This is a genomic window from Brucella sp. NBRC 12950 (assembly GCF_030268145.1).
Taxonomy (GTDB): Bacteria; Pseudomonadota; Alphaproteobacteria; order Rhizobiales; family Rhizobiaceae; genus Brucella.
Map to the genome: position 1 here is coordinate 77,033 of NZ_BSQC01000018.1, position 21,791 is coordinate 98,823.

A 21,791-nucleotide genomic window follows, 5' to 3' on the forward strand; every position below is an offset into this window, starting at 1 on the left:
CTCCCTAAAATGACAGTGGATTGCCTTCATCGTTGCGAACGATCATCAATCATCAAAGTGTGCTAAACGCGCCCATGGAAATCTGAGATTTACCTTGTTTTTACTTAAAACCTATATTGATAATTCTATCCGTCGCGGTTTCGTAATCAGCGTCATGCGTTATTATAATGAGAATGCCATCACGCATGTGGTCTCTAAATCTATCGAGAACGCGTTGGGCTGTTTCTGGATCGAGGTTTGCGGTTGGCTCGTCCAGAATGAGAACCGCCGGCTTCCGGACTAATGCGCGGCAAAGCGCGATGCGTCGTCGCTGTCCACCCGACCAGTTTTTCCCGCCATCTCCAATCATCGAACGTAAGCCTAGTTTCCGCTCTTTCAAAACGGTATCGACTTGCAAATCTTCAAGAGCCTTTTGGACGGCTTCCTCGCTCACATGGGTTTCGCCAAGCCTGATGTTATCGACAATCGAGGCTGCGAACACATAGTCAGTTTGTGGAACATAAAGAATCTCAGTGCAGATGCGCTCAACACGATGTCCGGCCCTCGTCAGAATATATATCTTCCCTGAGCGCGGGGATATGATCCCCGCAATAGTCCGGGCAAATGTGGTTTTTCCTATTCCACTACGTCCTTTGATGAAAACCACATCGCCCACACTCATCCTCGCTGAAATCGGCGCCCCGAAGCCCCGTCCGACATACTGAGGGAGCACAGTATCGACTACGAGCTTTTCAAGAGATTGTGGCGGATGTGATATCTGTGGTGATTGATAATGGTTTTGATTGAGTAATTCAGCGGTAGGAAGGACTGCGATGAGGGCTTGGGAGACCCGATCGCCAGCGCGCGAGAGTGCCGTGATCGGCCCGATGACTTGAAAATAGGATAGAATGAGCGTCAGAACACCACCCATCTTTCCAATATCGTTTTCGTTCTTGGCGCCGAGAAAGAAGATCAAGATCACTACCATTAGCCCAAACCACTGTAATATCTCAAGCTTGATTTGCTTCCAGAAATAAAGTCGCCCGTGACGCGCTACCCGCCTTCGATTGTAAGCCAAGTGCCTTTCGAAAAGCTTCGTTACGAAATTCTGTGCAGAAAAACAGCGAACCAGCTCTTTCAGCTCATGCGCACGGCCAATGTCAGATACCACATTCGCAGAGCCCACATATAACCGCTGACCCGATATCAGCTCGCGTGTCGCAGTACTGCGGTTTAAAGCGAAATACCCAAATGCGATCAAACCCATGGCAAATCCGCAAAACATGTCGATGCGGCTACTAACCAAACCGAGAGCGAGTAGGAGCCCGAGACAATAGGGAACGATCATTGAAAACAAATCCGCAATTAGGGCGTGGCACCCTTCCTTTGCTTTGTTAAACAAATGAAGTAAGTCGGCCTCGGTCCTGTTGGCAGCGTCGATCGGTTCAGCCAGTGTTGCCAGCAGTGTAGCGCGCGCAATGTCGTTGCCAATCTCTTCGCGCGACTTGAGGGTGAAATAGGACGAGGTTCCATTCGCAGCGCCCGCTAGCAACCCAACCCCTATATAAAGTCCCGCCCAAAAGGCGGCAGCAGAAATCGAAAGCTTGGCACTTGCAATCGCCTCTCCCAGCAAGAAGGGCTGAGTTGTTAGCAAAGAGGTCGAAAGCGTTGCCGATAGCGTTGCGTAAAGAATTGATAGTTTGGTACTTTTGCTTGCCAAGCCACGAAAGATCTGGCGAAGGCCCGATATCTGATCGTACCTTTCCATCACCAGCATTCTCAGTCGACAAATTTGATAGAAAACCGATCTGAGTAGTATCGGAGTATGTATTCGAGGCGAACGGCGTTGATGATCACATAGAGTGAAATCTTGGCTTCTGACCCATTTTGAATATCCCTTATAGCATTCATAAGCAGAGCGGAATTTGCAATCATCTCGGCGTGAAGTAAGCTTTCGCAGAAAAAAATGTCGCTTCGGAAGTCTAGAAAATCATCCATGAAAACTCTGCTGAAATTCTCTTTGAACCGAGGATTAACAAAGTAGTCACTGAGCCCTGCTTTCGCGATCGTTAATCTATTCAACAAGCGGTGCCGCTTGTGTTCAGGTGGCACGATTTGGCAGAACCTAACCACAGCGGGATCTATCAGCGGATTCTTTGGCCATATATCATGGGTAAGAAAAATTCGAGCACGAACGAAAGCCGAAGCGAGTGCGCTTTGGCTCACAAAGGTTTGGGGGGCCACTGCCACTGGTGGAGTATTCTGGAAAAATAGCGATTGCAGTGCATTTGGACAACACTTCTGCGGAGCTGTTTCGTCGTCAAATAACGTCGTGATCGTTAACTCGTCTCCTCCGATCCCCGTAAATACCACGTCGGGTTTGCCATTGGGCATCGAATAAAATGCTTCGACAATGCCATCCCAGTACAGTTCATCATAAGGGCTAATGACAAAATCCCCTGCTAATGGCGGGTTTTCAAGACGGGTAAAGGGTTTGCAAACCGTCGAATGAACACGCGTATCTGCAGTCTTGAGTTGATCAATAAGTTCACGACGTCGCGCTAGCTGCTGATCTCCCGCGTTTCCACGATGGATCAACCCATAGGAGTGCCAAGAACCGTGGGTGTATCGCAATGCAATCGCAACACATGAAGAATCCATGCCCCCGCTCAATTCAACAGTTGGAACCGAGGCATGTTTGAGCAACTCCACACTTGACGCTTTAATCAGATCCAGGAAAGTTGACGTTAGAGTGGCCCCGACCGCCAGAGGAGACTCCTCATAAAAATTAACAGGTGTGCAAGTCGTGAATTCAATTTGGTCACTCCCCAGTGTCCACTCCGCCTTTTGCCCCGGCATTAGCTGCGCCACGTTCAATGCAATCGTCTCTTGAGAGAGTTCTGGCCCAAATTGGATAAAACGACGCAACTGCGTTCGCGAAAACGTCAGCGATTGTCGTCGGCCGACGAGCGCATTAAAATCCCAGCAGGCGGTAAAACGGTAATTTTCGCCAGACACGTAGATGGGAACGGTCGCATGCGAGGTCCTGATCACTGTTAAACGACCGTGATTTTCTAGATGGATTAAAACACCATCCCCCTCCAAAAGCGACGCGAACTCCACAATATATTTGGAAACATTCGATAAATTGCTCTGTGGTAAGGATATGTTTCTCTCAGCCACTACAAAAAGCGTTTCATCCTTCAGCGCTATCATGCGGCGATGCAGGAATTTGTCATTTACGACATTAATATAATCTTCTTTGAGAGACCACCCATGGCTTGTCTCGGTCCATTTATCGGCACTGCTTCTTTTATTTGAAACTGAAATCGTAATCATAAAATACCCGGGAAAAAAAGAGCCGCTTTAAGCGGCTCTTTATAGAAATATTAGCTGTCGCGGCGCATGCCTTGGTCGTCAGTTCCAGCTGGCTTCGGCGTAGTGCGCTCAACAGTAAAACGAGGAGACGAGATAAATACATTTTTTTCGTGTTTCATTTTAATTCTCCTTGGGATAGAAATAAAAATATAGAAACGATCGATTTAAATCGTACTTAAATAATACTTCTTTAAGTACATCTTTATTAGAACATATTTTCATTTTATATAAAATCACAATTCTTAGCTACCTATATTTTACTTCTGGTATAATTGGACATACTTTCCTTTATTAAACGGTTACTATTTTTGATTAACGATCCTCGCTGCGTTATGGATTGACTGCTCAACTGCCTATACTGATGCAATAAATATCGACAATGAAAGACTGAGCGTGGGCGTGCTCAACGCTGTTACGGCTTCCTCGGCAGTTTCACTCAAGCCAAAACTGGTGCCTGGGATTGCGCGAGCGACAATGGAACAGCTAAAATGTTGACGGGAATAAGTGAACCCTACATTCCTCGAGTGCCGGCATCGCTGGCCGGCAACAACATTTTCGCCAGCGTCTATCGTGAACTCTTTCGGGCAGCTTCAGCCTCGAGGAGTGCTGCTGCGGATATGAGATCTGTTTGCGTCGAACATCTGTCCTCTTCGCTAAAATTGCGGCCGTGACCCAGGCGTTTGGGACTCAATACGGTAATTGCGAATTCAGGCTTCTTTGGGATAACCAAGCGAGCCGCCTTGGAACTGACCAAAACAGGACCCTGGCAATCGCTAAGCCCTGTATAGTCTTCAGCCTTAGAGCGTTTCGCTCAAAGAAATATTCGCAGATAAGTTCGACCGAACGCGCACTGTTGCCCGCCAGTTCAGACGCCTTGTGAGAACACACTACAGATTGCCACATGTTTGCTACTTTCCACATGTTTTTTACCCTCATTCTTGGGCTTGCTAGTCGCCCTATATAGAACCTACCATCTTACTTCCGCGCACGTTCGACGCAGAGCCAGAACATTAGATCGCGCCTCATCCTCTAAGCGTCATCCAGCAACGCGGGAAAACTATAAGCGGTTCTTGTGAAGGAGGCGAACACCATGGTCTACACGGTAGATGTACGTGAGATTTCAAGAGATTTTAGAAAACATGCCGAACTGGCTAAGACAGACGACGTCATCGTCACACGCAATCACCGCCTCATCTGCGTTCTTATTAGCTTTGAAACCTATGAGAAACTAATCAAAGCGCCGGGACATTCGGTTGAACAAAGTGCGCCTCGCACAGGGAACGCTGAAGCCGATAGCATGATAGAGCCCAATCCATACAAGAAATAACCTCATCGGCACTTAGTCGGGGGTTCCTTCGTCAATCACCCTAATAGAGACGAACCTACTCGCTAGGAAATCACACATCAAATCGGTTTCCATCGACAACCAAGCAGCTTCATCAAGCCTGGAACGTAGCCGTTGACCCGTTGTAGTAGCGTTTATCTCATTATTGGGATCGTAATAGCTTGTCTTTGACGTCGCGCAAAAGGGATGAGATCCAATTAATACCAGGGCCATCTCGGAAATTCCACCGCCCTAATCATCGGTTCGCCCTGCATTCTGGGGAGAAACTCTTCGTTTCATTGCCGCGTCCACGTCGGGAACCAACCTCGAAAGCTTTCTTCTATGTAATACGGCGCCCTCTGAAAATATCCCTCAGTTTCATCAATTTATCCAATTAGGGGTCGTTTGCGGGAGGGGGCGAAATCCTACGCTAAGGGTTTCCGCACCCTCTGAACCAACCCGCACCGGTCCGCTTAAGAGCGCACCTCGCTCAGTATTCCAGCATCTGAAGATCAGTCGGCTCCGGTTTTGCGCCCGCAGCGGTCAGCATCGCGTGGACCTGGCCCCGATGGTGTGTCTGATGGTTGAAAAGCTGCATGGCACAGAGCGCTTTTGGCTTCTCGATTCGGGTGGAACCATCCCCAGGGTACCAGACAATCATCCCGCCCAAGTCGTCGTCGCACAATCTCGCAGCCCATTCTTCGATTTCTTTGTTCCTATGCAGACGGAGAGCCTTAAAGTCAGCCCAATTCGACGGACTTGTAAGAGAGTGCTTGATGGCTTCCTCTGGCCGCCCATTCCCCTTCAGACGTTCCAATATCAGGGCATCAGCCCAATAGAGGTGGTTCAATGTCGCTGCGATCGACTGAAAGAATGCACCGCGATCCTTCCAGCGTTCCTCGTTTGTGAGCTCATCGGCGGCCGTTACCAACGAGGCATTTTGCCAAGTGTTATAACGGGACATAAGTCGGCAATATCCGGCTGAGATCATCTCATCCTCCAAAAAGTTATCAATGTTTGGCTTGAAACAGTGCCGGACGGGTTAGTCTTGTCCTACGCAAATCGCGTCTCAACGCTAGGCGTCAGGCTGGTCGCCTGGGTATCGGACTGGCTGCACTGCTTTAGTAGATATAGGCCTTTCGCTGTTCCCTGACAATCATCCGAAGTGGGCATGGCGCGGTGCGTCTTCATCCAGCCCGTTTATGGGAACCGTGAAGTTCTACGCTAAACCAAGTACGCGATTTCCATAATCTCTGAGTTCGCCCTTCGGGCCGAGGTAGCGATAGAGGGTAACGCGCTCGATCCCCAACTCCTTGCACAGCTCGGAAGCAGAGGTGTCGCGCTGAGCCATTGATGCCTGGGCCAGACGCACCTGCGCTTTAGTGAGAGCGAAGTTCCGCCCTCCTTGGCGTCAACGCGCTCTTGCGGCGGCGAGGCCAGCCATGGTGCGTTCCCGGATCAGGTCACGCTCGAACTCGGCTAAGGTGGCAAAAATACCGAACACCATGCGGCCGGATGCGGTCGTGGTGTCGATCTCAGCGCCTTTTCCTGGCAGCACACGCAGGCCAATCTTGCGTTCTGACAAATCCTTTACGGTGTTGACGAGATGGGCGAGCGACCGCCCAAGGCGATCGAGCTTCCAGACCAAAAGGCCATCGCCGGCGCGCAAGGATTTTAGACAAGCGCAAGACCTGGCTGATCATCCCGAGTGCCGGAGGCGCGAGCCAGAAACGAGATGGAAAGTCCCTATCGCCCGATCTGCTGGCCCATGTCTCGCCGCTCGGATGGGAACACATCAATCTCACCGGCGAATATCGATGGCCAAAGCCTTAGCGTAGGATTTCGCCCCCCTCCCGCAAACGACCCCAATTTGTCATGTTGTAACTCACCGTTGGGATCCATCATCAACCTAGTGACGGCTCGATTGAAACCAATCATAACTATCCATCACTTTGAATTCGGTTTGCAGCTCCGTCGTAAGATAAACCACGCGCGCCAGCACCGCTACACCGAGTGCGCAGGTTGGCTCATCGCATTTGAGAAAACACGGATGGCTTGCAGGCGCTTGCACAATGGCAATAGGTGCCCTTTTCCCACCCGGAAACAGTCGCAGACATCGGCACAAAGAGGCTACTTGAAGCATCACTGTTTCCCGAATATCGGACATCAGGCCAGCAAGGATCAATCCGTTTTTCGATCGCTGCACTCTGGCACCTCATTGCCACGCAATTTATGCCTTTAATAAATCACGCCAGAGGAATTTCGTTTTGATTGCTGACAAGTCCGTAACTAACCTTCTCAGGAATTGCCGATCCCAACCACCGTAAAATGCAGGGGCTACATGTTGGAATTGAACAAGGTTCACATTGAGGAGATTATGGGCAGGCAACGGGATACACGAGAGGATTTCTTAATGCGTAATTTGTTTGTTGTTACGTCCATTATCGGTGGAATCTGTCTATCGTCAGTTCAGCTCGCTTCAGCGGAGAATGCAGTCCCTTCCGCCAGAATGGTCTGCGCCGCTTCTGGCGAACATAGTACCACGGAATGCGCAAAAAAGTGCGCACCCATGGCTCTTACTCTGATAGGCTTTGCTGCATGTATGTAGTGGCAACTCGCCATTGCTGGTCGCTAACACTATGAGAGAAAGGCAATGTCCAGCCAGCGGAACACCCGAATTATTCCTTCTGCGCTCGCCACTTGCCGAGCCGTAACCAACTGCAGCGAATAAGCTGGCATGCGCATAATACGCTATTCCATAAATTAGATCAGACGAATTAGGCGCGAAAAGACAGGAGTCTGATCTATTGTCGAGAGGCGATAGATCAGACTTCGATACGACTGCCGGTTAATGGTCAATTTGTCTGGTGGACAACCTCCAGCTATTACTGTTGTGGCAATCCGTTGGAATAGGCTTCCATCTCGCTCGCAAACACCCAGCCTTCGGGACAGCCGCGATAACCATTATGACTATCTCGCTTGCAACCCGCCATCGTCTTTTTAAAATCACCCGAAAGCGCCTTTGGCTCCTTGCAAAGCTCCTCGCCTTTGCATTCGGCACCATGGTCCATAGGGAGAGCAACAACATAATATTCTTTGTCAGTGGCATTCACCTGGGCGGCTGCTTTAATACATACAAGCTGCTTTGATGCCAGCACCCCTTCTGTTTTCCCGTCAGTGCCAGTTACTGCCACATCTTTTCTCAAAGAAGCAGCCTCATCTCCAATCCGACCAAAATAAGCCGCAACGGCACAGTTTCCATAGATTGTCACATTGTAATAGTCGCCGCTCTCGATATTGCCAGCAGTACACGCGTCTTTTCCTTCGCCTTCGCACACAATTCCTGCCGAGCGCTGCAACTCCGTTCGTTCGTTGGCAGACAAATCTGCAGAGTTCGATGATGTAGCTGTTGCTTGTGAAAGTGGCAGACAAGCCAAGCCCAGAAAGAATGCAACTTGGAATGACCATTTTCTAACATTGAACATTCTAAAACTCCCGAAAGACTAAATAGCGTCAAAGATACATAACTGAATCGCCGTCGTAGCACCACATCGCACCGAAAAGTTGACCCCAGGCTGGCCGCCTTCAGATTTACTGTTAGTTTTTGCGGAGTTTTTGCTGGGCGGACGCAGCTACCTTAGTCATCCAGCATCTCGAAAGCAGTCGGCTACAGTTCCGATTTTCCGTTCTGACAAGTCCATCGCAGTATGAGCAGATGTGCAGAAAACCGTGTGTTCCCCGGTGGTCAAAGGGCATTTGTCCAGCAGGAAAGTCATGCAATGACCTCTCGCCCAGTTCCCTTAGCCCCACTCGCCTTGCACAGATTGACCCCCATCGCCAACCCTAATGCGTTCTTTTATTTTCCGCGGGTTGTCTCCGGCTAAACGTGTCTCTTCCTGAAACTTTCCGCCAATTCCTAGGGAATGAACACTGAAATGTTTTTCTTTAAAATCCAGGCTTCGATCGGTTGAAACGGGGATCATTGAAAATGGCTAGGTCAAAAACCAAAAAGTCTGTCGCGCTGATTAAGGCCGAAATTCGCAGTCTCAACGAGGAACCACAAGCTGCTCTGATCTTAGAGGCACAAAAGATCGGCGAGCTGGCAATCGCTGTTGGCCTCTCGGATATGCCTTTGTACGATCTCAAACCAGCCTTCAAGGAACTTGCGGAACGACTTAACTCCAACACAAATCGGCGTGCTGTCACGGACTGAAATAGAAAACACAGCCAAAAGTGGACTAGTTATGATCAGTAAAGCAAGTCGCTTTTGCGACACTCACGAGAAGAACCAGCTGGGTGACCTGGTGGTTAAAGCAGGGCTGCGCGAGGCGGACAAAGCCTATTTGCTTGGCGACCTTGTCATGGCATCGCAGGAGTTGGTGAATGAGCGTTTCGTCCGTGACATGACCGCTCTCGGCAAATGGGCCTTTGCCAATTCGACCTGACCGGATTTTTACCAATTTCACTCGGCTTTAGTAGACTAATTATCTGTAAAAATATGGTTTTTTGAACTGGACGATTGAAGCAGCGTAAGTGTCAGCGGAGGCTTAAGCGCCAAACTCCACCCACTCATTCTTCCGCACAAATTACAGGAGGCGAAGATCTTGCGTAGCCCAGCTAGTCAATCCTACAAAATCCGGCGCGTCCTCATTTCAGCGGCCCTCGGACAGTTTGTCGAGTGGTATGATTTCGCTATTTACGCGTATTCAGCTCCCGTCATTGCAAAAATTTTTCTTCCCGCCGGGGGACCGCTTCACATCTCTTCTCGCGACCTTTGCAGTTTATGCAGTCGGCTTTCTTATGCGTCCCTTTGGCGGCGTCATCTTCGGAGGTTTAGGTGACCGATTTGGGCGTCGCATCGCATTATCGTTTGTTATTCTGTCCATGGGTGCTGCCACTTTTATAATCGGACTTCTGCCCAGTTACGCGAACATTGGCTTGGCCGCCCCTATCTGTCTTTCGATCTGCAGACTTCTACAAGGCTTGTCCGCCGCTGGCGAAGCTGTCGGCTCCAACTCTTTCGTTGCCGAGCATGTAGCATCAGAAAGGAGAGGGTTTTGTGTGGCTTTTACGCATGCATTTGGAGCCCTCTCTCCGGTTTTTGCAGCAGTCCTCATCCTTATTCTGACAAATTCTCTTCGCCCAGAAGTTTACATAATCTGGGGATGGCGAATCCCTTTTATCATAGGGGGACCAATTGCACTCATCGGCCTTTACATCAGAAGCAAGGTGGAAGAGTCACCGGCATTCGAGGCCACGAACGCCGCCAAGCGCTTGACCAGATATCCAATTCTTACCGCGGTCAACAAGCATCGCTCCAAAATGATACTCAGTTTTGCACTGGCAGCATTTTCGAGCCTCAGCTTTTATACATTGTCGGGCTATTTCGTGACCTATCTTACCACGACCGTAGAATTGGATCAAAATACCGCACTAATATCAAACTGCGTTGCGCTGTTTGTATCCTTCCTGTCAATGAGTGGTGGAGGCTGGCTCTCAGATAAATATGGTCGAAAGCCCATTTTATTGCTCGGCCTGATCGGAAGTTTTGTCATTCTCGTCCCGGCATTTATGATACTAGGGCACGCTACTCTCTTCTCGGCGATCGTAGGACAAGTTCTTCTTGCGTTGACTTTTGGCGTCTATTGGGGTGCAGTCGGTGTTACGTTAATAGAGCTTTTCCCAACGCGCAGCCGCTTCACCGCTTCCGCAATCAGCTACAATCTCGCATTCGCGATATTCGGAGGAACAACACCGTTAATAAGCATTTGGCTTGTGGCGAAAAGCGGCAATAAACTTTCTCCCGCAATTTACATGGCAGTCATTCCGATTTTTGTGCTGCTTGCAATACTTCGAATGCCCGAAACCTCAAAGACAAGCCTGGTTCACGATGAAGATATCAAACAACCCGAGCCATCAGCCTGACTGCGCTAAACTGAATTTGGTCCGGCGGCATTTATGACCGATCCCGTTCGCCTCAGGACTGATCCGATTGAGATCGTATGAATGGCAACTATTCTAACCCACCGAAATTGTCTCTTCGCTTTTTCCAACGACGCTAGCTAGTCGAACCCCACTTAGATTAATTTTTCCGCTGGTTCTTTAGCGCTACCTCAAAGAAAACCCGCTGCACACACGACTGGATCCATTTCACATTCAATAACTTTATCCTTTGCAGGTTTATAAGAAGAGATTTCGAATTTCGGGATAGTACTCTACCCCTGCGACCGAATCTCGAGGACCATTAATCTTGAATTCAACTGGTTCAAAAGGATTGGTTCTGCGCATTCCGGCCGCAGAAGGCAGATCCGTGCGCGCGTCTGATCTTGCAGCTTCCCGAGCACACAGCGCATCCTGGTAACTGACATAGTCTGTTTCACCGACATGAAAAGCAACCGGCTTTCGTTCTCTTGCAGCCAGTCTCTGAGCAATTTCGGCGCCCGTATATGGCCGCGCTCCCACCCCCCACCGAAAATTCTCGTCAGAAGCAACCTGTTCAATAATGTTGATTGACTTGTATTCGCCTTTTCTTCCTGCTGCGTCGATTGAGCCACCAAAATACCGCGTCGCAACGTCAAGAGGATGTCTAAAATTAAATGCAATAGGTCCATTGATAATATTCAGTCGTACGTCTCCATTTATGACATCAAAGTATTGGTATGAATTATTATAATTAAAGTACAATTCATTATTTGGCGTTATGAATTCAACACTTCGTTTAAACACACCTTCAAAACTCACTCCGTCCCCGGGCACCATAACGATCGGCACGTAAGACGGAGAAAAAATATCAGGGACCGGAAATTCGGGACCGCCAACTGGATTATGTTGCAGTCGCGCTATGAAGTTAGCTGGGGAAATTCGCCCATTCGCAACACAAACGAGCGCAGATCTGAAAGCTAGCCCGAACAGCGGCTCCACAGGTAAAATCCGTTCATGATACTCCACGTAATTTATCCATTGCATCATTTCGAACACCTTTCCTCAGCGCTGCGCGGTTAATGTTGGCCAACCTATGTCATTGTTTTGGTTTATTTCTCACCCAGCGACTGTCCGACTGCGCATTCTGCAAAACGTTTCTTTCAACGTTTGCCCCCGGACTTTAAGTTGGTTGAGCCATTTGACTGCCTGCAGACTTATCCCGCTCTTCGGGACTGCCGGCAAAAGACATATTTGCTATATTAGTACAATTTAATTTGAATATTTCCTTCTCTAAATATCGAAATGAAATCTTCCCAAAAAGATGAGCATTCATTTTTTTATATATTTGTAACTTTAATAGTGTTATTCTATTGGATATCGATATATTATCGTAATTGTTTTATATTTTTTAAGAAACTATATATAAATGAAACTTGCTATCTAAATTAATAATAGTCTAATTTTTGCTTAAGATAAATCATAGGGATATTTATACTGATAATCTTAAATCACCGGTTTGGCTTAGAATTTTCCAGTTAGATTTACCATGGCCAAAGGCCTGATGTCTAAATTTGTTTTAGGTATATTTATTTTAATGGAGGCTGTGCCATGCACAGGTTCACAACGACGCTAGTAATCATCGCAGCTGCCGAAATACTGTTCACCGTCGTCCCCGCCTTTGCGCAGTGTCGCTCAGAGAGAGACCGCCCGGTGCCCAACCTGGAGGCTCAAGTAGCAAATCGTCAGCTGGCCGCTCTGTACGGTATTCAGCGAGCGCGAAAATGTTCAGTTGGAGACGCTCAGAACGGACTCTTCAACGCTTGTCGGGATATCGCTCTGCGCATTGCCCAAACGCAGCAAACCCTTAACACTTTGCGCCCCTCACTGCCCTGCAGTTCGACGCGCAAGCCTACGGTTCCCAAAGAGAAGGGCAAGAAAGCTTCAGCACTTGTCGAAAAAGGACGGATTAGTAGCTCTCGGACGACGAGCAATCAAACTGCGATGCGTGCCAGTCAGCCGATAAACAAGACATCACGGCGGCCACCGCTTTATTGCGTCCGCCTCACGGACGGTTACTACGTCCCCGCCCCTCATTCACAATTTGACCAGCAAGGCGGCAATGACGCAGCTATTGCGCAGTGCCGGTTTATATGTGAAACCGACAATGTCGAACTTTACACTCTGCGCGATCGCAATCATGAAACCACGACTATGGTATCGGTGACATCAGGACGCGCTTACACGGAGCTGCCGACTGCTTTCAACTATCAAAGCGATGTTAACTTTAAACGTTGCAATTGGTCGCGCTATGTTGATCTCGTTGCCGGTCGACGGGCACTGCGCAAAACTGTTTCAGGGCAACGCGGAATGACGATTCCAACGCCGCAAGCACGGCCTCAAACGCCTCGAGAAGAAACGATTAGCCCACCGATCCACGGTGAGAGCTACTTTCCCATGATTGAACAAGACATCCGCGTTGTTGGCGCACCACTCATAGAGCACCGTGCAAGCGCGTTGAAGCATGGTCAGCTAGAGCCAACCTCATCAGAGCCATGATACTGCACCGATACATCAAGCGCTGGCACCAGGCTCATATCGTGAGTGCGGCTTGCTTGCATGACAGTCCGAAAGGCTAGCGGCACGCTGACGAAAGGTGCATAACCGCGTTCAAACAATTACACTTAGACGAGCGATATCCTTGCCGTCTCTCACTCTTCTGGTAGCCCGCTGACGTTAATAATCAACCATAAGAGTTGGGCAAAATTGCTTGCTGTGCTCACGGTATATTCAAAACGTTAGGGAGTTGAATGCGCCGATAGGAACCACCTTAAGTTGCGTTTGTTCATATTATCGGCGGGCGTGAAACAAAATTGGACAGGTGCCATGAATAAATTTGCGACTTTAGCTGCAGTGATGATCTCGGCTCTGGTTTCCACAGCAGCGCCCTCGAATGCACAGAGCATCGAGCTCGGCCCCAACGGCATCCAAATAAATCCGGACGGCAGCCGCCAAATGTATCGTGAACGTAACACCGATCGTGGCGAAATCAGTGAGCGCCGGGCTGCAAGAATTGCACGCGAAGAAGGTATGGAAGAGGTAGAAAGTGTATCGCGTCGCCGCGGCGTTTATGTCATACGTGGCATCGACAGGCGCAATAACGACATGCGCGTCGTTATTGATCGCCGAAGCGGCGAAGTGTTGGAAGTGCGATAACTTACTGCATTCTTGCGATGATCGGGCGGCTCGTTAGAGCTTATGCGCGCTCAAACACGGTACGGAGAGACACGCGATATAAAGCGTCTCAATGCATAGATGCCATAACGGAAATGATCGCAGGTTCTGCCCTGGCACAACATTAGTATGCCAGGGTCCTATTCTCGCACCTTGGCGCACAAGGTTGCGCCTGTCGAGCTCGGACCAATGTGATGCAGGAGCCCAGCAGCTTTATCGAATATTGCCGCCCGCAAACTGACTGAGAGAAATCAAGCTCGCTAGATTCAGGCTTGAAATCTGATTTTCGTTGTAGCAAATTTAGACCTCGCACATCAGTGTCATTAGAAAGCTCTTTTCGTCTCGCGTCGGGGGTTCTAAAAATGCCATTGTTCAACAGTTCCAGTCACGTCTATTCTTCTGATGAGGTGGAAGCGTTGCGCCGCTGTTTTTCAAATGCAGCCATCATGCTCAATGAAAAAGGCCGCGACTACAGCGACGCTGATCTCGCTCAAGCAATCATCAAACTATTCGATAGTGGACTACGCGACCTTGATCAGCTGTCCGAGCTCGCTGCTCGCTTGATTGATCTTGATACAAAGAACGACGTCACTGTCGCTGAAACCATCGTGGCCAATCGCAAATCCCCACCATGAGTGAGGAACAAACTCGTCACCTCCGTTGTTACATCCCCATATATAACGAAAGAATGTGCGGATGTCGTTGCATAACAGCCTCCTTCGAGCCGCCCGCCGCATCGTGGCGGGACATAAGAAGCATCGTATTGAACCAAGCGATGCGATTGGCGGCGCAATTGCTGCACTCAGTGAGACATCGGCCCCGAGACACGAAGATGAATTTGCCGATCTGCTCCAACGATTGGATGAAGCCGAGAAAAAGACCTCCAATTAAATGCTTAAGCAAATGGTTGGTTTATTTGTCTTCTACCACGCAGCCGGACCAGCCAGCGACACTGGGTTACGCCTTTTCTTAGCGCGTGGAATAAACGTTCGAATGGCTTTGAAAAGGCCGTACTCATCGTGGATGGCCGGTAGCCTTCCAGGGCTTCTTTCATGTGGATTCCGACCAGCATCGAAAATATCAGCAAGAAAGTACTGAAGAGGTGCCCCTTGGGAGAGAAGCTTCTTTGCGCGCCGCTCCCAGCCGGGATCGGCAATGTCTGATCACTTTCCGCATGCCTTTTCAAATTCTTCCCGTCATGCAAGCTCGATCAGCCGCGGGAACCAAAACGTGACAAGGCCAACACACTAAGTCGTCGCTCAATGGGCGGGCATGAGATTCTCGCTGTTACGTGGTCAACTGCCGGATGACGCGAAGGTTCGAGGCGGCTTACCGGTGTTGCGTAAATTGATTTCCGATAACAAGATTATATTACTATATTGCTATCTTTTTGAGTATTAACTTATATAACGAAGAATATAGTTGTGATTCCAAATGTGATTTATATCCCCTTATTATCGGCAATATTGCTTCTTACTTGATAAGAATAATTTTTAAGGAATGAATAAATGACATATAGATTTTATATTTTTCTAATGTTGGCTTTCTTAATCAGCCCCTCATCGCAGGCCAGTCCGCTGCCGGCGCCGTCACCAGCCATCCAACAGATTGATTTCTTCTGCGGACCGGGCTGGCACCTGGAGTACCGACACTGTGAACCCAACCACACACCTATACCATGGGGATGGAGGCCGATCCCGCGCTATCCGCACTATTACAACCCATATCCCAATAGCAGTCCCGATCCCCGGCCATACGACCCCTATAACAACCCGGACGCGCGGCCTTACGATCCCTATGAGAGGCCCGATTATCCAAAACCGCACCGTTCACACTGGAGCTTCCGCTTTTATGGTTGAACCTTATGGCCATATCGCGGTTGTTACTGAATATAAGGCGAGTTTTCGTCGCAGCACATGAGACCTCTCAACCCTGCGCTTTTGGTCTGAAAATGTCTCAACGCGAAGTAAAGCAAGGACGAAAACCAGAGGTCACTTGAACTAACAGAATAGACCATCGCTATTGAATAGCGGACTGCGAAAATCTCAAAAATCGCATGAACTGCGATGTCGTGACTGAACTCGCAACACCCATCAACGTCCATTTGTAAATTGAGACTTTTGTGAATGGTCATCTCTTCTATTCAACGATCACGAATTGCGCCGACATTCGTGTAACAGAAGCGATAAAATGAAGTGGGTGATCTCTAGGTCCAGCTGCCGGAATTTTAGGTAGACATACGTCCGCTTCTTCCACTTCAGGTGCCCATTTAAAAGCATATTCTTAAAAGACCAGAGTGCACGTCGGATTTAAATATTTGACTACAGATCTGTTATTGCTACGAAGTTTATAGCCGTGTAGAAAAGATCGGCATTAACGAGTGAACGAGGAAATAATGGCTACGGGAACAGTAAAATTTTTCAACCAGGATAAAGGCTTTGGCTTTATTACACCAGAAAGTGGCGGCGCTGATGTCTTCGTACATGTCACAGCCCTAGCGGACGGCGGCCCCCTTCGCGAAGGCCAGAGAGTCAGCTACGATGTCGGCCAAGATCGCAAAACAGGCAAATCGAAAGCCGAAAATGTAACCGCTCTCTAAGAACGGATTGGCTATCGCTACCCACTTGCTATTCTTTCGTCCCATCTCGCAAGATCGTGAATTTTTCGGTTGGGGCGAAATTTCCAAACAATTTTTAAGAGCTCGCGATGGACAGTTCCACCTACCTCACGTCGGCATGATCATCGCCCCGCACCGCTTGGTCAAATAAAGCGGCGAAACACGCACCATCATCAATGCAGTTGTAACTACAGCAAACCAAAGACCTGCTCTCCACGCGATACCGGTGTGGAAAAGTCTGCCTCGATTGAACGAGGCAAACTAATCAACTGCCAAAAATTGTCTTGCCACCCAAAGAAGATCCACTCAGGCGTCCGGCGCGCTGCTGTCCCGCAGCCACTATAACTGCAGGTGAACCGTCTAGTGTGACAGAATGGTTTCCTTTCCTACCATCAGTTGTCTGAGCCGCAAATGCGGAGCCTGACACCATGATTGCACCAACAACCAATAGAGCCATAGTCTTCATCATTCCTCCTTTGCTGACTAAGCCAGCTTACGCCAGATTATAAATCGATGTGCGGGCGCTATCGCAACATCTCATATATATGAAGCGATTTTGATGCAGAGGCCCATACGGCATAGGTCGTATTTCAACACAGCTGGTGACTGAAAACCTGCGCGACTTCCTCTCCGGGAGGAGAAGTGCATGTTCAATCCTTGTTACGCCGACGCGCGCTGGACAAAGCCAGTCAAAGCTGGCAGTTGCTACCGAGTAGGGGCAATACGAACCATCCCAATCACTCTCGCTTCACTCAGCTTTTCATGAAACGTAAAGCCCTTTGGATCTCGAAATAATCTGTTGCCTCAAATGTCACACATCTTGGTCCCGAGGGTCTCGCATTCGGATACCATGACGCGCGATAGGCGTCGCACGGATTGTTGAATTCTATCATAAGATTGAGCGAGGCTGCGATGGCAGGAACGGAAACGGAAGTTCGGTCGCGAATTGCTGCCTCAACTCCTTCTCGAATAGCGATGCACGCTGCAGTCGGCGCGATCGATATCGAGGCCGCTCCATGTCCTTGCATTGTCTCCACAGTTGTTATCCCGGGAACGAGCTTCTCTGCATCAGCGCATATGCCGGCATCCCCGGAAAGAAAGAGCGAGGGAACGTTATATCGCGCAGCACAAAGTGCATTGATCGTGAATTCCGAGACAACCTCTTCATTCAGCGTAAGTCGCGAAATTCGCAGATTAAATGTATGAGCAAGCGGATTCGATTCAGTGCCTGCTTTCGAATGATAACCGATGTATAGCGCCCCGGCAAAATCGTCATCCAGACCGAACATCATCGAATCTGGATGCCCTGACCACCCGCGAACCACTTTCGCGTATTCTGGCAATCGATCGAGGATTAGATTGCGACCGGTGTCGTGGGCATCTTTTATTAATACTTCCCTGGCTCCAGCGGCTCGCGCGCCATCACATGCAGCAACCACCTCCCGTGTCATCAATTCCCGAAACTCGTTATAATCGCGGTGACCGTGTTGTGCTTCGTCCCAGGACAGAATGCCGGCGGTTCCTTCCATATCGGCGGAAATAAATATTTTCATGCTTCCTCCTTAACGTCCTTCTGTACTTAATGCCGTCCTGCAAACAGGTGTTCAGCTTCTAACGTTCGGCTTCGTTCGCAGCACTTATGAAGGCGTCAAAAATGCGGGCTCCTGGGTGTTCAGCTGGATCAAGGCGTTCAGGATGCCATTGAAGTCCAACCGCAAATGATTGAGACGGGATCTCAATCGCTTCCACCACGCCGTCGGTTGCGCGGGCAGAAACAACGACATCGTTAGAGATTTCGACCAGTGCTTCACGATGGAAGGTGTTCACAGTAAACGCCTGCGACCCAAATATACCTGCCATTCTCGTCCCCGGCGAAACCACAACACCGTGCATAAAGTCACGCCGGTCATGCATGATTGCATCGGGCCAAGATGCGTAAACGTCAGAAACCATTCGACAGCCATTTAGGCATCCTAGCATCTGCATGCCGTTGCAGATTCCCAACACAGCTTTGTCGTGCGCAAGAAAGCCTTCCATCAATGCAAGTTCAATCGCAAACCGATCGGAAAAAGGATAAGCAGACCGATCACCATCAACATACCAATCGTTTGGAAATTGGATCCGTCCTCCCACACTCAGAAAGCCGTCGAATTCCTCGATAACCCGGTCTACAATATCCGCTAAATAGGGAACTCCAAAAGGAACTCCTCCCGCGCGCCCAATAGCGGAGAAATAGTGTTTCGACGTCTCATATCGATCGCCGCCAGCACTAGTGTTTTCGTCCATGATCACTGCAATTCTAGGCCTATTTTTCATTTTTTTACCTTGGCTTTGAGGACGCTAGATCACGAGCTTAGCTCTTTCGGAGAAAGTCAGCCAGCGATTGACGAGTATTACCCGCGCGACCAGTCACAGATTCTGCTGCACACATTGAGTTCAATACTGCCTCTTGCGTCGCTTCTGTTGCAGCACGAAACAGCGTATCAATGCGGTTCTCATTCAATAGCGCAATTGATATAAAATCGCTTTTCTCGTCGTGGTTAAACGTGGAACCAGTGGAGAAGCCAATCGCTATATCACCGCTTCCGTGCCCCCAGAAAGCGCCGAGACGAGCCAGGCCAGCGCCGCATCGCGTTGTAACGCGTTTAAGCTGCCGGTGTTCTAAAGGAACGTTGGTAGCTAACACAACAATGACTGAACCTTTCTCAGCTTCTGCTTCTGCGTCGGGCGACGGATGTCGCCCGTCCGGCAGCAAAAGATCGCCAGCACGGCCAAAATTGGTCAGGGTTAAAACACCAATGTGATAAGTGCTTCCGTTCAACTCAAATTTGCGGGATGCTGTGCCAATCCCGCCCTTGAAACCGAAACACGTCATTCCTGTGCCCGCTCCAACATTCCCCTGTGCCAGATCGGAACTTGCAGCTTTCAATGCAAAACGCGCATGATCTTCTGTGATGGCCATTGCCTGAATATCGTTCAGCGGACCGTCATTGCATTCCAGAACAACTGGATTGACAGTTGCCGTGCTTCGGCCAATATCCGTATTGGTCGTAATAGCGTTCCTGATGAGGGCGTTCGCACATGTGCCAACACCAAAAGTGTTGGTGAGTAATATCGGCGTTTCAAGTGTTCCAAGTTCTTCAACCTGTATGAGACCGGTGCTCTTGCCAAAGCCGTTGATAATTTCGCAAGCAGCCATGACTTTGTTACGATACAAATTGCCGTCATGGGGAAGAATGGCTGTAACACCGGTATTCACGTCTCCCTCGCGTAAAGTGTAATGACCGACCATCACACCCGGAACGTCGGTAATCGAATTTCTAGAACCTGTTGGCATAACACCGCAGACGATTCCGAAGTCGCGCGCCGTTCCCGTCATTGCCATACCCTTTGTGTTTCACAATAGTTCACGATTAAAGTCTTCCGGCTTCGATTATTCGCTTGAGGAAGGCTTGAGTACGCTCTCCCTGCGGACTGCCAAAGATCTGTGACGGCGGCCCCTCCTCGTAGACCTTACCGCTTTGCAAAAAGCAGACCTTATCCGCAACTTCGCGCGCGAACCCCATCTCGTGTGTGGCCAAAACCATTGTCATCCCCTTGGTGGCCAGATCCCGAACAATGTCCAGCACTTCGGATACCAACTCAGGATCCAACGCGGAGGTTATCTCGTCAAGCAGGAGAAGCGTGGGATCCATAGTCAGAGCGCGCACTATTGCCACACGCTGCTGTTGACCGCCGGACAGCCTATCAGGATATTCATTCGCTTTGTGATCAAGCCCGATGCGCGCGAGAAGTGCCAAGCCTTTCTCTCGCGCTTCATGGGCGCGCATGCCCAGAACTTTTGTGGGCCCGAGTGTCACGTTCTCCATCACTGTCATATGGGGAAATAGATTGTAGCCTTGGAACACGATACCAATTTCGCGACGTAAAATATCCAAATCCACGCCGGGCCCAGTCACTCGATCGCCATGCAACCGTATCTCACCGGCGTCGATTGTTTCGAGCCGATTGATGCAGCGCAGCAACGTGGATTTTCCGCAACCCGAAGGTCCGATAAGGCACACTACCTGATGCTGCTCAATATTCAGACTAATCCCTGAGAGAACTTCCAAAGCGCCGTAACGCTTGACTGCTTTGTCTATTTCAACGAGTGCCATGGTCTTTCTCCTACATGCTCGAACGCATTTTTCTGCGATCCCGTTCAATCAAGCGGTCAACGAGACGAGCCTGTGGGATCGTGATCAAGATGAAGAGTATGGCGACGGTCGTTACTGCAGACAGGTTGAAATAATTGCTGGCTATAATCTTCGACTGGTTGAAAGCATCAATCGTACCGATAATTGCGACTAGTGCTGTATCTTTCTGCAAACTGATGCAGTTGTTCATCAAAGGCGGAATAATCCCCCGCACAGCCAAAGGAACAACAACATAGCGCATGGTCCGAACATAAGAGAGCCCCAGCGAACGGGCCGCTGCGATTTGGCTTGGATGTACACTCTCAATGCCCGCGCGATAAACTTCCGACGTGTATGCGCCATAAGTCAGAGTGAGCGCGATGATCGCATAAGCGTTTGACGACAAATCTTTGAGGACGGGCAAACCAGTAAGAGGTAAGCCGAAGCCGATCAGATAGATCGTGATAATTGCCGGCAAACCGCGAAACAAGTCGCTATAGAAAGTAGCAAGAATGCGGATTGGTCTACCCGCTTTTCCTGGAAGCGTCCGGGCGATTGCAATAATGAGCGCCCAACACAGGATCAGAACTGCAGACACGACAAAGATAACGATATTCGTGCCAAAAGCCCGTAGGATGGTTGTTGCCGATCTGACGATCAGATTGACGTCAAAAAATGTACGGCTTACCGCTGCATCGTTGACAATCATGAACCAAGCACCGGCGCAGACGATTAATAATGCGACCGCGTAGGAAAGCGCCTGCCAGGATACATCTGATGCCAGAGCACCCAGTTCGCGCCCCTTGTAAATATCGGAGCTTTTTGCGGACTTTGCTGAGAACTGTACTGCGCGCCATGAAAATGCCAAGACGCCGAGCGGTACCACAAAGAGCAACGCACCCACGAATAGGACAACTTTTGCAGACCAGCCTTGGGAGATCGTATAGGTCGTCACGCTGTAAAGTGTTTGGCCGCTGACCAACAAGGTAAAGAACGAAAACGCAAATGCGAACCACGACCGGTTGCGATGGGTGCGGACCTGGTTGCGAGTGCGCCATTGCAAAGCGCGTTCAGCGCTCGCTTCGGGTGCCGGATAGGACATGTGAATTCTCGCTGAAAAAATGCGGGGCATCCGACGTTGGGGATGCTCCGCGGTATTATCGAA

20 protein-coding genes and 2 pseudogenes are annotated in these 21,791 nt (G+C 49.5%); 10 read left to right on the top strand and 12 right to left on the bottom strand.

Translation table 11 applies throughout. The annotated features are described in order from the left end of the window. Positions 1-100 precede the first annotated feature (100 nt). Both QSJ70_RS23970 and QSJ70_RS23975 read right to left on the bottom strand, forming a co-directional pair. Positions 101-1,747 (bottom strand): ATP-binding cassette domain-containing protein, encoded by a 1,647-nt coding sequence (locus QSJ70_RS23970; protein WP_215779211.1) that lies wholly within the window; start codon positions 1,745-1,747, stop codon positions 101-103. A gap of 11 nt (positions 1,748-1,758) precedes the next feature. Further along, positions 1,759-3,318, bottom strand: a complete 1,560-nt coding sequence (locus tag QSJ70_RS23975; RefSeq protein WP_285540295.1) for an asparagine synthase (glutamine-hydrolyzing) — start codon at positions 3,316-3,318, stop codon at positions 1,759-1,761. A gap of 1,129 nt (positions 3,319-4,447) precedes the next feature. On the opposite strand from QSJ70_RS23975, the gene QSJ70_RS23980 reads away from it, so the two are divergent. Continuing rightward, the gene (locus QSJ70_RS23980) at positions 4,448-4,684 is read left to right on the top strand and encodes a hypothetical protein (protein ID WP_215779214.1); all 237 of its coding nucleotides are present in this window, start codon (positions 4,448-4,450) and stop codon (positions 4,682-4,684) included. Between the two features lie 487 nt (positions 4,685-5,171). Here the strand turns inward: QSJ70_RS23980 and QSJ70_RS23985 are convergent, their stop codons facing one another. Next, complete coding sequence (locus QSJ70_RS23985) at positions 5,172-5,672, bottom strand: DinB family protein (RefSeq protein ID WP_183686835.1); 501 nt, start codon at positions 5,670-5,672, stop codon at positions 5,172-5,174. A gap of 228 nt (positions 5,673-5,900) precedes the next feature. After that, positions 5,901-6,418: pseudogene (locus QSJ70_RS23990) on the bottom strand (recombinase family protein). Between QSJ70_RS23990 and QSJ70_RS27720 the strand changes: the two are divergent. Next, positions 6,419-6,514 (top strand): annotated as a pseudogene (locus QSJ70_RS27720) (Tn3 family transposase); the annotation flags it as partial. It abuts the pseudogene before it with no gap. A gap of 1,052 nt (positions 6,515-7,566) precedes the next feature. Here QSJ70_RS27720 and QSJ70_RS23995 read toward each other — a convergent pair. Next, positions 7,567-8,166, bottom strand: a complete 600-nt coding sequence (locus QSJ70_RS23995) for a hypothetical protein (protein ID WP_215779216.1) — start codon at positions 8,164-8,166, stop codon at positions 7,567-7,569. 503 nt (positions 8,167-8,669) lie between these two features. Here QSJ70_RS23995 and QSJ70_RS24000 point away from each other — a divergent pair. From QSJ70_RS24000 to QSJ70_RS24010, 3 genes are all read left to right on the top strand, one after another. After that, positions 8,670-8,894 carry a TraC family protein gene (locus QSJ70_RS24000; RefSeq protein ID WP_285540300.1) on the top strand — a complete coding sequence of 75 codons (225 nt, stop codon included), beginning with the start codon at positions 8,670-8,672 and terminating at the stop codon, positions 8,892-8,894. A gap of 31 nt (positions 8,895-8,925) precedes the next feature. Continuing rightward, positions 8,926-9,126 carry a conjugal transfer protein TraD gene (locus QSJ70_RS24005; protein ID WP_285540301.1) on the top strand — a complete coding sequence of 67 codons (201 nt, stop codon included), beginning with the start codon at positions 8,926-8,928 and terminating at the stop codon, positions 9,124-9,126. Positions 9,127-9,364: 238 nt separating this feature from the next. Beyond that, complete coding sequence (locus QSJ70_RS24010; RefSeq protein WP_285540302.1) at positions 9,365-10,606, top strand: MFS transporter; 1,242 nt, start codon at positions 9,365-9,367, stop codon at positions 10,604-10,606. A 255-nt stretch (positions 10,607-10,861) separates the two neighbouring features. On the opposite strand, the gene QSJ70_RS24015 is transcribed toward QSJ70_RS24010, so the two are convergent. Further along, a complete protein-coding gene (locus QSJ70_RS24015; RefSeq protein WP_285540304.1) occupies positions 10,862-11,650 on the bottom strand; it encodes a hypothetical protein in 789 nt (262 codons plus the stop codon). A 561-nt stretch (positions 11,651-12,211) separates the two neighbouring features. On the opposite strand from QSJ70_RS24015, the gene QSJ70_RS24020 reads away from it, so the two are divergent. From QSJ70_RS24020 to QSJ70_RS24040, 5 genes are all read left to right on the top strand, one after another. Continuing rightward, complete coding sequence (locus tag QSJ70_RS24020; RefSeq protein WP_285540306.1) at positions 12,212-13,159, top strand: DUF2865 domain-containing protein; 948 nt, start codon at positions 12,212-12,214, stop codon at positions 13,157-13,159. 327 nt (positions 13,160-13,486) lie between these two features. Next, the gene (locus QSJ70_RS24025; RefSeq protein WP_285540308.1) at positions 13,487-13,816 is read left to right on the top strand and encodes a PepSY domain-containing protein; all 330 of its coding nucleotides are present in this window, start codon (positions 13,487-13,489) and stop codon (positions 13,814-13,816) included. Between the two features lie 380 nt (positions 13,817-14,196). Beyond that, entirely contained in the window at positions 14,197-14,469 is a 273-nt protein-coding gene (locus QSJ70_RS24030) for a hypothetical protein (RefSeq protein ID WP_285540310.1), read from the top strand. A 61-nt stretch (positions 14,470-14,530) separates the two neighbouring features. Beyond that, positions 14,531-14,725 carry a hypothetical protein gene (locus QSJ70_RS24035; protein ID WP_215779227.1) on the top strand — a complete coding sequence of 65 codons (195 nt, stop codon included), beginning with the start codon at positions 14,531-14,533 and terminating at the stop codon, positions 14,723-14,725. A 1,504-nt stretch (positions 14,726-16,229) separates the two neighbouring features. Further along, positions 16,230-16,433: a cold-shock protein gene (locus QSJ70_RS24040; RefSeq protein WP_215779228.1), complete on the top strand. Its 204-nt coding sequence runs from the start codon at positions 16,230-16,232 to the stop codon at positions 16,431-16,433. 283 nt (positions 16,434-16,716) lie between these two features. Here the strand turns inward: QSJ70_RS24040 and QSJ70_RS24045 are convergent, their stop codons facing one another. From QSJ70_RS24045 to QSJ70_RS24070, 6 genes are all read right to left on the bottom strand, one after another. After that, entirely contained in the window at positions 16,717-16,920 is a 204-nt protein-coding gene (locus QSJ70_RS24045; RefSeq protein ID WP_285540314.1) for a hypothetical protein, read from the bottom strand. A gap of 283 nt (positions 16,921-17,203) precedes the next feature. Further along, positions 17,204-18,004: a M55 family metallopeptidase gene (locus tag QSJ70_RS24050; RefSeq protein ID WP_215779230.1), complete on the bottom strand. Its 801-nt coding sequence runs from the start codon at positions 18,002-18,004 to the stop codon at positions 17,204-17,206. Between the two features lie 58 nt (positions 18,005-18,062). Continuing rightward, complete coding sequence (locus QSJ70_RS24055) at positions 18,063-18,737, bottom strand: gamma-glutamyl-gamma-aminobutyrate hydrolase family protein (RefSeq protein ID WP_285540316.1); 675 nt, start codon at positions 18,735-18,737, stop codon at positions 18,063-18,065. Between the two features lie 67 nt (positions 18,738-18,804). Then, the gene (locus QSJ70_RS24060; protein ID WP_285540318.1) at positions 18,805-19,830 is read right to left on the bottom strand and encodes a DmpA family aminopeptidase; all 1,026 of its coding nucleotides are present in this window, start codon (positions 19,828-19,830) and stop codon (positions 18,805-18,807) included. A gap of 34 nt (positions 19,831-19,864) precedes the next feature. After that, on the bottom strand, positions 19,865-20,608 hold the full coding sequence (locus QSJ70_RS24065; RefSeq protein WP_285540320.1) for an amino acid ABC transporter ATP-binding protein: 744 nt from the start codon (positions 20,606-20,608) through the stop codon (positions 19,865-19,867). A 10-nt stretch (positions 20,609-20,618) separates the two neighbouring features. Continuing rightward, positions 20,619-21,728: an amino acid ABC transporter permease gene (locus QSJ70_RS24070; protein WP_285540322.1), complete on the bottom strand. Its 1,110-nt coding sequence runs from the start codon at positions 21,726-21,728 to the stop codon at positions 20,619-20,621. Positions 21,729-21,791 lie beyond the last annotated feature (63 nt).